Annotated in this window: 14 protein-coding genes; 11 read left to right on the top strand and 3 right to left on the bottom strand. The window is 69.8% G+C overall.

What is annotated here, in order from left to right; all coding sequences use genetic code 11:
* The first annotated feature begins 54 nt into the window (after positions 1 to 54).
* Both AB5J49_RS35430 and AB5J49_RS35435 read left to right on the top strand, forming a co-directional pair.
* On the top strand, positions 55 to 351 hold the full coding sequence (locus AB5J49_RS35430; RefSeq protein WP_005481602.1) for a DUF4193 domain-containing protein: 297 nt from the start codon (positions 55 to 57) through the stop codon (positions 349 to 351).
* Between the two features lie 13 nt (positions 352 to 364).
* Positions 365 to 1288, top strand: coding sequence for a hypothetical protein (locus AB5J49_RS35435; protein ID WP_369172931.1), 924 nt, complete (start codon positions 365 to 367; stop codon positions 1286 to 1288).
* Positions 1289 to 1413: 125 nt separating this feature from the next.
* On the opposite strand, the gene AB5J49_RS35440 is transcribed toward AB5J49_RS35435, so the two are convergent.
* Positions 1414 to 1875: a DUF3093 domain-containing protein gene (locus AB5J49_RS35440; RefSeq protein WP_369172932.1), complete on the bottom strand. Its 462-nt coding sequence runs from the start codon at positions 1873 to 1875 to the stop codon at positions 1414 to 1416.
* A gap of 112 nt (positions 1876 to 1987) precedes the next feature.
* Here AB5J49_RS35440 and AB5J49_RS35445 point away from each other — a divergent pair, with 112 nt between their 5' ends.
* The 8 genes from AB5J49_RS35445 (at position 1988) to AB5J49_RS35480 (ending at position 9846) form a co-directional block, all read left to right on the top strand.
* Entirely contained in the window at positions 1988 to 2572 is a 585-nt protein-coding gene (locus AB5J49_RS35445; RefSeq protein ID WP_369172933.1) for a PaaI family thioesterase, read from the top strand.
* Positions 2569 to 3129 (top strand): dUTP diphosphatase, encoded by a 561-nt coding sequence (gene dut / locus AB5J49_RS35450; protein WP_369172934.1) that lies wholly within the window; start codon positions 2569 to 2571, stop codon positions 3127 to 3129. The genes AB5J49_RS35445 and dut overlap by 4 nt, the downstream gene beginning before the upstream one ends.
* Before the next feature lies 1 nt (position 3130).
* Positions 3131 to 3889, top strand: a complete 759-nt coding sequence (locus tag AB5J49_RS35455; RefSeq protein ID WP_369172935.1) for a DUF3710 domain-containing protein — start codon at positions 3131 to 3133, stop codon at positions 3887 to 3889.
* 161 nt (positions 3890 to 4050) lie between these two features.
* Positions 4051 to 5217, top strand: a complete 1167-nt coding sequence (locus AB5J49_RS35460) for an alginate lyase family protein (RefSeq protein WP_369172936.1) — start codon at positions 4051 to 4053, stop codon at positions 5215 to 5217.
* A 131-nt stretch (positions 5218 to 5348) separates the two neighbouring features.
* Entirely contained in the window at positions 5349 to 7925 is a 2577-nt protein-coding gene (locus AB5J49_RS35465; RefSeq protein WP_369172937.1) for a DUF4118 domain-containing protein, read from the top strand.
* Complete coding sequence (locus tag AB5J49_RS35470) at positions 7919 to 8635, top strand: response regulator (RefSeq protein ID WP_369172938.1); 717 nt, start codon at positions 7919 to 7921, stop codon at positions 8633 to 8635. The genes AB5J49_RS35465 and AB5J49_RS35470 overlap by 7 nt, the downstream gene beginning before the upstream one ends.
* A 77-nt stretch (positions 8636 to 8712) precedes the next feature.
* A complete protein-coding gene (locus AB5J49_RS35475) occupies positions 8713 to 9111 on the top strand; it encodes an OB-fold nucleic acid binding domain-containing protein (RefSeq protein WP_369172939.1) in 399 nt (132 codons plus the stop codon).
* A gap of 3 nt (positions 9112 to 9114) precedes the next feature.
* Complete coding sequence (locus AB5J49_RS35480; protein WP_369172940.1) at positions 9115 to 9846, top strand: DUF3159 domain-containing protein; 732 nt, start codon at positions 9115 to 9117, stop codon at positions 9844 to 9846.
* Between the two features lie 154 nt (positions 9847 to 10000).
* Here AB5J49_RS35480 and AB5J49_RS35485 read toward each other — a convergent pair whose 3' ends face one another.
* Together AB5J49_RS35485 and AB5J49_RS35490 are read right to left on the bottom strand one after the other, a co-directional pair.
* A complete protein-coding gene (locus tag AB5J49_RS35485) occupies positions 10001 to 10678 on the bottom strand; it encodes a TrkA family potassium uptake protein (protein WP_369172941.1) in 678 nt (225 codons plus the stop codon).
* A complete protein-coding gene (locus AB5J49_RS35490) occupies positions 10678 to 11349 on the bottom strand; it encodes a TrkA family potassium uptake protein (protein WP_274244370.1) in 672 nt (223 codons plus the stop codon). Before AB5J49_RS35490 ends, AB5J49_RS35485 begins: the two co-directional genes overlap by 1 nt.
* Positions 11350 to 11920: 571 nt before the next feature.
* Here AB5J49_RS35490 and AB5J49_RS35495 point away from each other — a divergent pair.
* A complete protein-coding gene (locus tag AB5J49_RS35495; protein WP_369172942.1) occupies positions 11921 to 13969 on the top strand; it encodes an APC family permease in 2049 nt (682 codons plus the stop codon).
* Positions 13970 to 13995: the final 26 nt, after the last annotated feature.

The raw sequence follows: 13995 nt of genomic DNA on the forward strand, positions 1-13995 counted from the left end.
CTCACGCGTTACGTGCGCTGGAGACACCGCAGACACCCAGAGGGGGAGAGCGACATGGCAACGGATTACGACACCCCACGCAAGACCGACGACGACGTCGACTCGGACAGCCTTGAAGAGCTGAAGGCCAGGCGGAACGACAAGTCGACGTCCGCTGTGGACGTCGACGAGTTCGAGGCTGCCGAAGGCCTGGAGCTGCCCGGCGCGGACCTCTCGAATGAGGAGTTGGCCGTCCGGGTGCTGCCGAAGCAGCAGGACGAGTTCACATGCATGAGCTGCTTCCTGGTGCACCACCGCAGCCAGCTGGCCCGGGAGAAGAACGGTCAGCCGATCTGCCGCGACTGCGACTGAGGTCGGGTCGGGCATGACTGGCTCGACCCCACCCTGGAAGCGCCGCTCCCGACAGTCGGGAGCGGACGAAGGGCCGTCCGACGGCCCGTACGGCGCGCGTGACGACGAGCGGGGCTCATCCAGTACGGGGGCCTCGCTCGAACCCGTGTCCGGGGCTGACCTCCCGGCGCACGGGGAGGTCGCCGCGCCCGCCGCCAAGCGGAGGGGCGCGGTGATCCGCGAGAAGGCCCGGGAAGGCGTCCGTAAGGGCGGCAGCCGCGCCAGAGCGGGCCTCGGGTACCTGGCCGACCGGATCATCGAGAACGCCCCGCGGATCCCCGTACGGGACCTCGCGACCCTTCGTCGGCAGTTCCCGGGTCTGGGGCCCGAGCAGATCGCGGACAAGCTCGTGACAGGCGCGGCGAACGCGAGCTCGACGGTCGGCGCGGGAGTCGGTGCGGCGGCGATGCTGCCGGTGCCACCCGCGATGCCGACGGAACTGGCCGCCGAGATCACCGGTGTGGCGGCGATCGAACTGAAACTCATCGCCGAGCTGTACGAGGTGTACGGCGTACGCCCGCCCGGCAATCTGAAGGACCGCAGTACCGCGTATCTGTCCTCGTGGTCCGAGGAGCGCGGCATCGACCCGATGAAGCCGGCGACGATCAACGCCGCGCTCGGTGGGCAGATGAAGCGGGAACTGCGACAGCAGATCATGAAGCGGATGGTCCGGAATCTGCCGAACCTCATGCCCTTCATGGTGGGAGCCGCGGTGGGCGCGGTCATGAACCGCCGGGACACCAAGAGGCTCGCGGCACGGATTCGGGCGGACCTGCGGAAGATCCATGTGCCGTGGGACGAGCTGCCGGAACTGCCCCCGCTGGAGCGCCCGGCGAAGCCACTGGAGATGGGTGACCTCGGACGCGTGCACAGGTTCAAGAAGCTCGGCGGCAGCTGACATCGCGGCAGCGGGAGCGGTACGGGCACGGCGGCCGCCCGGAGGCCGTGCGGCGGGCCGCGGCGAAGTTTTTGCCGCGGCTAGCGCAAATCTTGACCAGGCCGGTGAAGGCCCGCTCGGGTGTGCTAGACCGAGGCCTTCGCCGCCTTGATCGCCTCCGCGAGGCGTTCCGGCTCGCGAGTCGACAGGTACAGGTACGGGGTCGGGTCCTCGGGGTCCGTGACCTCCACCCGCAGAGCCGTCGGGATGTAGGCGCGCAGGAGGAGGAAGGCCCGGGTGTCGGCCTTGTGGGTGCGCCAGGCGCGGGCCTCCTCAGGGTCCAGGACGTGTGCCTCGCCCAGGGCCCGCACCGGGATCTTCGCCTCGCCCGCGATCAGCGAGTCGCCCACCAGGCGGATGCGGACCGAGCCGTACGAGCTCGCCATGACGGACGCCGCGGCGGTGCCGCCGACGAGCCCGGCGAGCATGGGCAGCGTGCCGAAGGGCAGGAGGATCAGGGCCAGGGAGACCCCGACCAGGAACGAGATCAGCCACCAGGTGCGGGGGGCGGTGAGGCGTTCTTCGTACGGGGCGGCGGAGAGCTGCATGGAGCCAAGCTTGGCACGGTGTCCGGGTATGGCCGTTGTCAGGGGGGCCGACGCGAAGCGCCGCCAGGTGGGGCGGCGGTGGGAGACGGGCGGGCGGGTAAGGTCTGCGGCTGTGAGTGGTACTTCCGCAACTCTCAAGCCTCCGGCCGACGCCGTGAAACCCGCCCGTCACCCCGACGCTCCCGCACCCGGTGAGCTTCTCGGTGCGCACTACGGCGAGTGTTTCGGCTGCGGTGGCGAGCAGGCCCACGGGCTGCACCTGGAGGCGCGCGCCGGTGACGGCGTCCGCATCAGCGCCGAGTTCACCGTGCAGCCCGCCCATCAGGGGGCGCCCGGGCTCGCGCACGGCGGTGTGCTCGCGACCGCGCTCGACGAGACCCTCGGCTCGCTCAACTGGCTGCTGCGCACCATCGCCGTGACCGGGCGGCTGGAGACCGACTTCGTGCGGCCCGTTCCGGTGGGCACGGTGCTGTATCTGGAGGCCGAGGTGACGGCGGTGGCGGGCCGCAAGATCTACTCGACCGCCACCGGACGGATCGGCGGTCCCGACGGGCCCGTCGCCGTCCGTGCCGACGCCCTCTTCATCGAGGTGAAGGTCGACCACTTCATCGACAACGGCCGCCCGGCGGAGATCCGGGCCGCCATGAGCGACCCGGACCAGGTCCGCCGTGCCCGTGCCTTCGAGGTGAACCCGTGAGCCGTGAGCCCCGTCGAGAACTCGACGTGCTGATCCGGCGCGTCGACCCCGACGTACCGCTTCCGACGTACGCGCACCCTGGTGACGCGGGAGCCGATCTGCGCACCACCGTCAGCTGCGAACTGAAGCCGGGGGAGCGGGCCGTACTGCCCACCGGGGTGTCTGTAGCGCTGCCGGAGGGGTACGCGGCCTTCGTGCACCCCCGTTCCGGTCTCGCCGCCCGCCTCGGTGTCGCCCTCGTGAATGCCCCGGGGACGGTTGATGCCGGGTACCGTGGGGAGATCAAGGTGATCGTGGTGAATCTCGACCCGCATGAGACCGTGCGGTTCGAGCGCTTCGACCGGATTGCCCAACTGGTCGTCCAGCAGGTCGAGAGGGTTCGCTTCCAAGAGGTCGCGGAGCTTCCCGATTCGGCACGGGCCGAGGGGGGCTTCGGGTCCACCGGCGGCCATGCCGCGGTGGGCGGCACAAGCGATACAAGCGATCAGGCCGCCGATGGCGGTGCAACGGGTGGGAATCGATACGCTTCGGTCGTATCCGACCGGGAAGGACAGTGACGTGTTCGGACGTCGCAAGAAGAAGGGTGCCGCCGAGGACGCGGCCGGCGAGCCCGAGCAGGTCGTCGACATCGACAGTGAGGCGGACGACGACGGCACGCGCGAGCGCGTTCGGCTCGAGCCGGAACCGCGGCCCGACGGGCCCTGGGACAGCACTGAGGTCCGTGAGCCCGGCGAGGGCCGGGTGGACCTGGGCGGCCTGTTGGTGCCGGGCGTCGACGGCATGGAGCTGCGCGTGGAGGTCGCCGGTGACGCGATCGTCGCGGCGACCGTCGTGCTGCGCGACAGCGCCATCCAGCTGCAGGCCTTCGCCGCACCCAAGCGCGAGGGCATCTGGGGCGAGGTGCGCGAGGAGATCGGCTCCGGCATCACCCAGCAGGGTGGCATCATCGACGAGGTCGAGGGCCCCCTGGGCTGGGAGCTGCGGGCCCAGGTGCCGGTTCAGCTGCCGGACGGCACGGGCGGTTTCCAGGTCGTGCGGTTCGTCGGTGTGGACGGTCCGCGCTGGTTCCTGCGCGGTGTGATCTCGGGTCAGGGCGCGGTGCAGCCGCAGGCGGGCGGTCTGCTCGAGCAGATCTTCCGGGACACGGTCGTGGTCCGCGGCGAAGGCCCGATGGCCCCCCGTGACCCGATCGTCCTGAAGCTGCCGAACGACGCCCAGATGGTCCCCGAGGGCGTCCAGCAGGAGGAGGCGGGTTCGCGCTTCTCCGGCGGCATGGGCCAGCTCCAGCGCGGACCGGAGATCACCGAGGTTCGCTGAGCAACGTAGAAACATCAGGGCCGTATCCCACACGGGGTGCGGCCCTTTCTCATGCGTGAACTCTTGACGGCGCATTGGTCTGTACCTACCGTCTCCGGCCAAACGCGTCTGTTCATAAAGGCGCTTCGCGTTCACATACAAGAACGGAAGGCCCCCCACGCATGCGCAGAACCGCACTCTTCGCGGCCGCGGCCGCCCTCGTCGCCGGCGCCCTCGCCTGGCCCGCCGACGCCGCTCCCAGCACCTTCGTCCACCCCGGAGTCGCCGTCTCCCGGGGCCAGTTGGACTTCACCCGCTCCAAGGTGAACGCCGGCGCCCAGCCCTGGAAGGGTGCCTTCGACCGGATGACGGCGAGCAAGTACGCCGATCTGAACCGCACGCCCAAGCCCCGCGCGGTCGTCGAGTGCGGCTCGTACTCGAACCCCGACTACGGCTGCAGCGACGAGCGCGAGGACGCGATGGCCGCGTACACCCAGGCGCTCGCCTGGTACATCACCCGCGACGAGCGGTACGCGAAGAAGGCCATCGAGCTGATGGACGCCTGGTCCGCGGTGATCAGGGACCACACCAACAGCAACGCGCCTCTGCAGACGGGCTGGGCCGGCTCCTCGTGGCCCAGGGCCGCCGAGATCATCAAGTACACGTACAGCGGGAACTGGGCCAATTCCGGCCGGTTCGCCACCATGCTCCGCAACGTCTATCTGCCCGAGATCATCAACGGCTCGAACTCCAACGGGAACTGGGAGCTGTCGATGACGGAGGCCGCCGTCGGCATCTCCGTCTTCCTCGAGGACAAGGCGTCGTACGACAAGGCCATGGCGAAGTTCCGTGCCCGCGCCGCCGCCTACGTCTACCTGTCCTCCGACGGCGACCTGCCGAAGACCGTGCCGAGCCAGAACCTCGACACACGGGACAAGATCGTCAAGTACTGGCAGGGGCAGTCCACCTTCGTCACCGGCCTCACCCAGGAGACCTGCCGCGACCTCACCCACACCGGGTACGGCATCTCGGCCGTCTCGCACGTGGCGGAGACCAGCCGGATCCAGGGGCAGGACCTGTACGGCACCGACGTCGGTGAGCGGCTGCGGCAGGCGCTCGGGTTCCAGGCCAAGTACGAGCTCGGTACGACCGTGCCCGGCTGGCTCTGCGGCGGCTCGCTGAAGCTCGGACTCGGGCCGGTCACCGAGGTCGGGCACAACGCCCTGGTCAACCGTCTCGGCCATGCCATGACCAACACCGAGACGCTGACCGAGCGCAACCGCCCGGCCGGCAGCAACAACCTCTTCGTGGCCTGGGAGACCCTCACTCACGGCGACAATCCGGGGTGAGGCGGGGCGGCGGGGGCGTCAGAGTTGCGTCAAAGACGCTCCCGTCGCCGCACCCGGCCCCATTTGTCGCGATTATTGGCCGTAAGGTCGACGCTGCGCAGTTGGCAGTGGGACCGGAAGACAATAGGGCCATGGGACGCGGCAAGCTTCGGATCTACCTCGGTGCGGCACCGGGCGTCGGCAAGACGTACGCGATGCTGTCCGAGGCGCACCGGCGGATCGAACGCGGCACCGACTGCGTGGTCGCGTTCGTGGAACACCACGAGCGGGCCCGCACCGAGGTGATGCTGCACGGGCTGGAGCAGATCACCCGTAACGAGCTGGGATACCGAGGGGCCGTCTTCACCGAGATGGACGTCGACGCCGTACTGGAGCGGCGTCCGCAGGTGGCGCTCGTCGACGAGCTGGCCCACACCAACATCCCCGGCTCGCGCAACGCCAAGCGCTGGCAGGACGTCGAGGAGCTGCTGGCGGCCGGGATCGACGTGATATCGACCGTCAACATCCAGCACCTGGAGTCGCTGGGTGATGTGGTGGAGTCGATCACCGGCGTACGGCAGCAGGAGACCGTGCCGGACGAGGTGGTGCGCCGGGCCGACCAGGTCGAGCTGGTCGACATGTCGCCGCAGGCGCTGCGGCGGCGGATGGCGCACGGCAACATCTACCGGCCGGACAAGGTCGACGCGGCCCTGTCGAACTACTTCCGGCCCGGGAACCTGACCGCCCTGCGGGAGCTGGCGTTGCTGTGGGTGGCGGACCGGGTCGACGCATACCTGAAGCAGTACCGCAGTGATCACCAGGTGTCGACGATCTGGGGCTCGCGGGAGCGGATCGTGGTCGGACTGACCGGCGGTCCGGAGGGCCGGACGCTGATCCGCCGGGCCGCGCGGCTCGCGGAGAAGGGCGCCGGCGGTGAGGTGCTGGCCGTCTACATCGCCCGCAGCGACGGCCTGACGTCCGCCTCGCCGAAGGAACTGGCCGTCCAGCGCACCCTCGTCGAGGACCTGGGCGGCACCTTCCACCACGTCGTCGGCGACGACATCCCGGCGGCGCTGCTGGACTTCGCGCGCGGGGTGAACGCCACTCAGATCGTCCTCGGCTCCTCGCGCCGCAAGAGCTGGCAGTACGTCCTCGGACCGGGCGTCGGCGCCACGGTCGCCCGGGACTCGGGCCCCGACCTCGACGTCCACATCGTCACGCACGAGGAGGCCGCCAAGGGACGCGGACTGCCCGTGGCCCGCGGAACGAGACTTGGCCGGTCCCGAATCGTGTGGGGCTGGCTCACCGGCGTCGGCGGTCCGGTGCTGCTCACCCTGCTGCTGACCCACGTCAACTCCGACCTCGGTCTCGCCAACGACATGCTGTTGTTCCTCACCCTGACGGTGGCAGCGGCCCTGCTCGGCGGGCTCTACCCCGCCCTGGCCTCGGCCGCGGTCGGATCGCTGCTGCTCAACTGGTTCTTCACCCCACCGCTGCACCGCATCTCGATCGCCGACCCGAAGAACCTGCTCGCGCTCGTGATCTTCGTCTTCGTGGCGGTGTCGGTGGCCTCCGTGGTCGACCTCGCCGCCCGCCGCACCCAGCAGGCGGCTCGTCTGCGCGCCGAGTCGGAGATCCTCTCCTTCCTCGCCGGGAACGTGCTGCGGGGCGAGACCGGCCTGGAGGAGTTGCTGGAACGGGTGCGCGAGACGTTCGGCATGGAGTCGGCGGCGCTGCTGGAGCGGCAGAGCGATGTCGATCCGTGGACGTGTGCGGGCCGGGTGGGCTCGGGGCGGGCGCCGGAGCGGCCCGAGGAGGCGGACGTGGACGTGCCGGTCGGCGATCACATGGCGCTCGCGATGGCCGGCCGGGTGCTGCCCGCCGAGGACCGCCGGGTGCTTGCCGCCTTCGCCGCGCAGGCGGCGGTGGTGCTGGACCGTCAGCGTCTGCAGCGCGAGGCCGATCAGGCCAAGGAGCTGGGGGAGGGCAACCGGATCCGTACGGCGCTGCTGGCCGCCGTGAGCCATGACCTGCGTACGCCTCTCGCGGGTATCAAGGCGGCGGTGTCCTCGCTGCGCTCCGATGATGTGGCGTGGTCGGAGGAGGACGAGGCGGAGCTGCTGGAGGGGATCGAGGAGGGTGCGGACCGGCTCGATCATCTGGTGGGGAATCTGCTGGACATGTCGCGGTTGCAGACGGGCACGGTGACGCCGTTGATCCGGGAGATCGACCTCGACGAGGTGGTGCCGATGGCGCTCGGCGGGGTGCCGGAGGACAGCGTGGAGCTGGACATTCCGGAGACGCTGCCGATGGTCGCCGTCGACCCCGGGCTGCTGGAGCGGTCGGTGGCCAACCTGGTCGAGAACGCCGTCAAGTACAGCCGGCAGGACGAGCCGGTGCTGGTCTCCGCGAGCGCCATCGCCGAACGGGTCGAGGTACGCGTCGTCGACCGCGGCCCGGGCGTCCCCGACGAGGTCAAGGAGCGCATCTTCGCGCCCTTCCAGCGCTACGGCGACGCCCCGCGCGGTGCCGGAGTGGGCCTCGGGCTCGCGGTCGCGCGCGGCTTCGCCGAGGCCATGAACGGCACCCTCAACGCCGAGGACACGCCCGGCGGCGGCCTCACAATGGTGCTCACCCTCCGGGCGGCGGGAGCGCGCGCGGAGCTTCTCGAACAGGGGGCCGCGTCCGTGGAGCGCCCCGCGGAACCTGAAAGGCAGGCCACATGCTGAGCCCGACCGGGGGGACCCCCCAGACCCCCACGAGGGTGCTGGTCATCGACGACGAGCCGCAGATCGTGCGCGCCCTCGTGATCAACCTCAAGGCCCGCAAGTACGAGGTCGACGCGGCCCACGACGGGGCCACCGCCCTCGAACTCGCCGCCACCCGCCACCCCGACGTGGTCGTCCTCGACCTCGGTCTGCCCGACATGGACGGCGTCGAGGTGATCAGGGGGCTGCGCGGCTGGACCCGGGTGCCGATCCTGGTGCTGTCCGCCCGGCACTCCTCCGACGAGAAGGTCGAGGCGCTGGACGCGGGCGCCGACGACTACGTCACCAAGCCCTTCGGCATGGACGAGCTGCTGGCCCGGCTGCGGGCCGCCGTCCGCCGGGCCGAACCGACCGGGGGCGGCGAGGACGACGTGATGGTGGAGACCGAGGAGTTCACCGTCGACCTGGCCGCGAAGAAGGTCAACCGGGGCGGGAAGGACGTACGGCTGACCCCCACGGAATGGCATCTGCTGGAGGTGCTGGTCCGCAACTCCGGGCGGCTCGTCGGCCAGAAGCAGCTGCTGCAGGAGGTCTGGGGGCCGTCGTACGGGACGGAGACGAACTATCTGCGGGTGTACATGGCCCAGCTGCGCCGGAAGCTGGAGGCCGATCCTTCGCATCCCAGGCACTTCGTCACGGAACCGGGGATGGGGTACCGATTCGAGAAATGAGCTGGTCACAGAGGGCTGGTTCGGGGCGCGGCACCAGGGGTACGAGAGTGTCGGTGCACCCCGGTAGGCTTCAAGACATGAGTGCTGTTCCTCGTTCCGAAAAGTCGGTGGGCCGGTTCCGGCGCATGCTCGACCGGCTCTCCTCGTCGCAGGAGGACCTGGAGTCCGAGGAGCTGCGCGAGGACGCCGAGACGGCCGGATGCGTCAGGATCTGTGACTGCCATGACCGACAGATAGTGACGGTTACTGGTACCTTGCGCACGGTCACCCTGCGGCCGCGAGCGGGAGTCCCGGCCCTGGAGGCCGAGCTGTTCGACGGCTCCGCCGCCCTCGACGTGGTGTGGCTCGGCAGGCGCTCCATAGTCGGGATAGAGCCGGGGCGCCGGCTGATCGCATCGGGCCGGATCTCCATGAGCCGAGGCCGCCGGGTGCTGTTCAACCCGAAATACGAACTGAGACCCCTCGGACGGGAGTAGCCGGTGACGTCGCTCGACAAGCCGACTGAAGACACCACCGCAGACGCCGAGCACGACGCCCGGGCGGTGACCGAGGCCGCGCTGTTCGAGGCCTTCGGCGGCATGCGCGGCATGATCGAGACGGTGCTGCCCGGCCTGCTCTTCGTCACCATCTACACGATCAACAAGGACCTCCACCTGTCGGCCATCGCCGCGCTCGGGGTGTCCCTGGCGCTCGTGGTGGTGCGCCTGGTGATGCGGGACACCGTCAAGCACGCGTTCAGTGGCGTCTTCGGCGTCGCCTTCGGTGTCGTGTTCGCGATGATGACCGGCAACGCGAAGGACTTCTATCTCCCCGGCATGCTGTACACGCTGGGGCTGGGACTCGCGTACATCATCACGACCTTGTGCGGCGTGCCGCTGATCGGGCTGATCCTCGGGCCGGTGTTCAAGGAGAACCTCTCCTGGCGCAAGCGCAACCCCGGGCGCAAGAAGGCGTATGCGAAGGCCAGTTGGGCGTGGGGGCTGATCCTGCTCGCCAAGTGCGCGATCCTCTTCCCGCTGTACTGGTGGGCGGACACGACGCAGCTGGGGTGGGTGCTGGTCGCGCTGAAGATCCCGCCGTTCCTGCTCGCTGTGTGGCTGACGTGGGTGTTCCTGGCGAAGGCGCCGGCGCCGATCGATGTGTTCGCGGAGATGGAAGCGGCCGAGAAGGCCGAGGAGGAGCGCAAGGCTGCCGCCGGCCGGGCCGAGTAGGTACCCGGCGTTGGTGTGACCGTCCCTGGGGGCTGCCGCCCCCAGACCCCCGCTTCGGCCCTGAACGGGCCTCGTCCTCAAACGCCGGACAGGCTGGAAAGCAAGGGCGCCCCGAGCATTCGGGGCGCCCTTGCTTGTCGTATCCGCGAATGGCTCAGCTCGACGTGTTCTCGCGGCGGACCGACAGCAGGTCCTCCAGCTGCTCCTCGCGGGCCTGGGCCGCCACGAAGAGGAGTTCGTCGCCTGCCTCCAGGGAGTCCTCGCGGGAGGGGGTCAGGACCCGGTTGCCGCGGATGATGGTGACCAGGGACGTGTCCTGGGGCCACTCCACGTCGCCGACCCGGGTGCCGGCCAGGGCCGACTCCTCCGGGAGGGTCAGTTCGACGAGGTTGGCGTCGCCGTGGCTGAAGCGCAGGAGGCGGACCAGGTCGCCGACCGAGACCGCTTCCTCGACCAGGGCCGACATCAGGCGCGGGGTGGAGACCGCCACGTCCACGCCCCAGGACTCGTTGAACAGCCACTCGTTCTTGGGGTTGTTCACCCGGGCCACGACGCGCGGGACGCCGTACTCGGTCTTCGCCAGCAGGGACACGACCAGGTTGACCTTGTCGTCGCCCGTCGCGGCGATCACCACGTTGCAGCGCTGCAGGGCCGCTTCGTCCAGCGACGTGATCTCACAGGCGTCGGCGAGCAGCCACTCCGCCTGCGGGACGCGCTCGACCGAGATGGCGGTCGGCGCCTTGTCGACGAGCAGGACCTCGTGGCCGTTCTCCAGCAGTTCGCCCGCGATGGAGCGACCCACCGCGCCGGCACCGGCAATGGCGACCCTCATCAGTGACCGCCCTCCTCTTCGGGACCCTTGGCGAACGCCGCCTCGACCTTGTCGACCTCGTCGGTGCGCATCATCACGTGCACCAGGTCGCCCTCCTGCAGCACCGTCTGCGACGTGGGCAGGATCGCCTCGCCGAGCCGGGTGAGGAACGCGACACGGACGCCGGTCTCCTCCTGCAGCTTGCTGATCTTGTGGCCGACCCAGGCCGCGGAGGCGTGCACCTCGGCGAGCTGGACACCGCCGGTGGGGTCCCGCCACAGCGGCTCGGCGCCCGAGGGCAGCAGACGGCGCAGCATCTGGTCGGCCGTCCAGCGGACCGTGGCCACGGTGGGGATGCCCAGGCGCTGGTAGACCTCGGCGCGACGGGGGTCGTAGATACGGGCCGCGACGTTCTCCACGCCGAACATCTCGCGGGCCACGCGGGCGGAGATGATGTTCGAGTTGTCACCGCTGGAGACGGCGGCGAAGGCGCCGGCCTCCTCGATGCCCGCCTCGCGCAGGGTGTCCTGGTCGAAGCCGACACCGGTGACCCGGCGGCCTCCGAACCCGGGACCCAGCCGCCGGAAGGCGGTGGGGTCCTGGTCGATCACGGCGACCGTGTGCCCCTGTTGCTCCAGGGTCTGGGCCAGAGCGGAGCCCACCCTTCCGCAGCCCATGATGACGATGTGCACGGCGCTTACCCCGCACTCCTCGTTAGGCGTCTGACTTGCATGAACGTGGCGCTCATATCCTTCTCTCGGTTTGCCGGGAAACAGGCGCGGGCCGGATGCGGACCGCTGGGCAACATCATGCCGGGGAGTCCCGTCGATGACCCCTTGCGGGAGGGCGGGACGGATCGCAGGCTCGCGTGCGCCTCAGTCCACCGTAACGTCCGGGTCGGACACACCGGCCAGTGCGTCCGGTGCGGGGCGAAAGCCGGCGGTGCGGTCGGTGCGGGAGCGTGGGTTCCGCGCGGCCGATCCTCCGACGAACGATCCCTCAGCGGCGGTTGAAGCTGCGGAGGCTGGCCAGTGCCAGGGCGGCCAGTCCGGCGAGCGAGACGAGGGCACCGACGAGCTGAGCGGTCGTCTGCGACATGAGGCCTCCCGGATGTGATGAGCGTACCGACGCAGGTCATGGAGGCATGGGGACGCCCGCGAGGCCCTCGCCCGGCGCGTACGCGGCACGGAATTCACCCCGGCGCCGCGCGCGATTTCACCCGGATGTGCTCCGTCCCAGGCCGGGGGCCTACGATTCTCTGTTGTGTCCAAACTGACCGACGTGCCCAAGCGGATTCTGATCGGGCGCGCGCTGCGCAGCGACCGGCTGGCGGAAACGCTCCTGCCGAAGCGCATCGCGCTGCCCGTCTTCGCCTCCGACCCGCTGTCCTCCGTGGCGTACGCGCCTGGAGAAGTGCTGCTGGTCCTCTCCATCGCGGGCGTGTCGGCGTACCACTTCAGCCCCTGGATCGCGGTCGCGGTCGTGGTGCTGATGTTCACCGTGGTCGCCTCCTACCGGCAGAACGTGCACGCCTACCCCAGCGGCGGCGGCGACTACGAGGTGGCCACCACCAACCTCGGTCCCAAGGCCGGTCTGACGGTCGCGAGCGCCCTGCTCGTCGACTACGTCCTGACCGTCGCCGTCTCGATCTCCTCCGGCATCGAGAACCTGGGCTCCGCGGTCCCCTTCGTCGTCGAGCACAAGGTCGAGTGCGCGGTCGGTGTGATCGTGCTGCTGACGCTGATGAACCTGCGTGGCGTCAAGGAGTCCGGCAACCTCTTCGCGATCCCGACGTACGTGTTCGTCGCGGGCGTCTTCATCATGATCGCGTGGGGCGCGTTCCGCGGGCTGGTCCTCGACGACACCATGCGGGCGCCCACGTCGTCGTACGAGATCAAGCCGGAGCACCAGGGACTCGCGGGCTTCGCGCTGGTCTTCCTGCTGCTGCGCGCCTTCTCCTCCGGCTGTGCCGCGCTCACCGGCGTCGAGGCGATCTCCAACGGTGTCCCGGCCTTCCGCAAGCCCAAGTCGAAGAACGCCGCGACCACGCTCGCGGCGATGGGCCTGCTGGCCGTCACCATGTTCTGCGGCATCATCGTGCTCGCCATGGTGACCAAGGTCCGTATGGCCGAGAACCCGGCCGTCGACCTGCTGAAGGACGGTGTCGCGGTCGGCGCCGGCTACGTCCAGAACCCGGTGATCACCCAGGTCGCCGAGGCCGTCTTCGGCAAGGACACCTTCTTCTTCATCGTGCTCGCCGCGGCCACCGCACTGGTGCTGTTCCTCGCGGCCAACACCGCCTACAACGGCTTCCCGGTGCTCGGCTCGATCCTGGCCCAGGACCGCTATCTGCCGCGCCAGCTGCACACCCGCGGCGACCGGCTCGCCTTCTCCAACGGCATCGTGCTCCTGGCGGGCGCGGCCATCCTCCTGGTGTGGATCTACGGCGCCGACTCCACCCGGCTGATCCAGCTGTACATCGTCGGCGTGTTCGTGTCCTTCACGCTCAGCCAGACCGGCATGGTCCGCCACTGGAACCGCCTCCTGTCGACGGAGACCGACCAGGCCAAGCGCCGCCACATGATGCGCTCCCGCACGATCAACACCTTCGGCGCCTTCTTCACCGGCCTGGTGCTGATCGTCGTGCTCGTCACGAAGTTCACGCACGGTGCCTGGGTGGCCCTGCTGGGCATGGTGATCTTCTACGGCACGATGACGGCGATCCGCCGCCACTACGACCACGTCTCCGAGGAACTCGCCGCCCCCGAGGGCCCGAGCGACGACAGCGTACGGCCGTCCCGCGTGCACTCCGTCGTCCTGATCTCCAAGATCCACCGCCCGGCCCTGCGCGCGCTGGCCTACGCCAAGCTGCTGCGCTCGGACACCCTCGAGGCGCTCAGCGTCAACGTGGACCCGGCGGAGACGAAGGCGCTGCGCGAGGAGTGGGAGCGGCGCGGCATCGACGTACCGCTGAAGGTGCTCGACTCGCCGTACCGCGAGATCACGCGGCCGATCATCGAGTACGTGAAGAGCCTGCGCAAGGAATCCCCGCGCGACGCCGTCTCGGTCATCATCCCCGAGTACGTGGTCGGCCACTGGTACGAGCATCTGCTGCACAACCAGAGCGCGCTGCGGCTGAAGGGCCGGTTGCTGTTCACGCCCGGCATCATGGTGACCTCGGTGCCGTACCAGCTCCAGTCCTCCGAGGCGGCCAAGCTCCGGGCCCGCAAGCGGCAGGAGTGGAACGCGCCGGGTTCGGTGCGGCGCGGGCCGGCCCAGGAGCGGGCGAAGGAGCAGGACGCACAGCGCTGACGGAAGGCTCGGGGCGCGGCGGGGAG

The sequence above is a fragment of the Streptomyces sp. R28 genome (assembly GCF_041052385.1).
Lineage (GTDB): Bacteria > Actinomycetota > Actinomycetes > Streptomycetales > Streptomycetaceae > Streptomyces.

Bases quoted from the DNA above. Each gene is read 5' to 3' on its own strand.
- AB5J49_RS35465 (WP_369172937.1), top strand. From the start codon at position 5,349: ATGGGACGCGGCAAGCTTCGGATCTACCTCGGTGCGGCACCGGGCGTC.
- AB5J49_RS35485 (WP_369172941.1), bottom strand. From the start codon at position 10,678: ATGAGGGTCGCCATTGCCGGTGCCGGCGCGGTGGGTCGCTCCATCGCG.
- AB5J49_RS35440 (WP_369172932.1), bottom strand. From the start codon at position 1,875: ATGCAGCTCTCCGCCGCCCCGTACGAAGAACGCCTCACCGCCCCCCGC.
- AB5J49_RS35470 (WP_369172938.1), top strand. From the start codon at position 7,919: ATGCTGAGCCCGACCGGGGGGACCCCCCAGACCCCCACGAGGGTGCTG.
- AB5J49_RS35435 (WP_369172931.1), top strand. From the start codon at position 365: ATGACTGGCTCGACCCCACCCTGGAAGCGCCGCTCCCGACAGTCGGGA.
- AB5J49_RS35430 (WP_005481602.1), top strand. From the start codon at position 55: ATGGCAACGGATTACGACACCCCACGCAAGACCGACGACGACGTCGAC.
- AB5J49_RS35460 (WP_369172936.1), top strand. From the start codon at position 4,051: ATGCGCAGAACCGCACTCTTCGCGGCCGCGGCCGCCCTCGTCGCCGGC.
- AB5J49_RS35475 (WP_369172939.1), top strand. From the start codon at position 8,713: ATGAGTGCTGTTCCTCGTTCCGAAAAGTCGGTGGGCCGGTTCCGGCGC.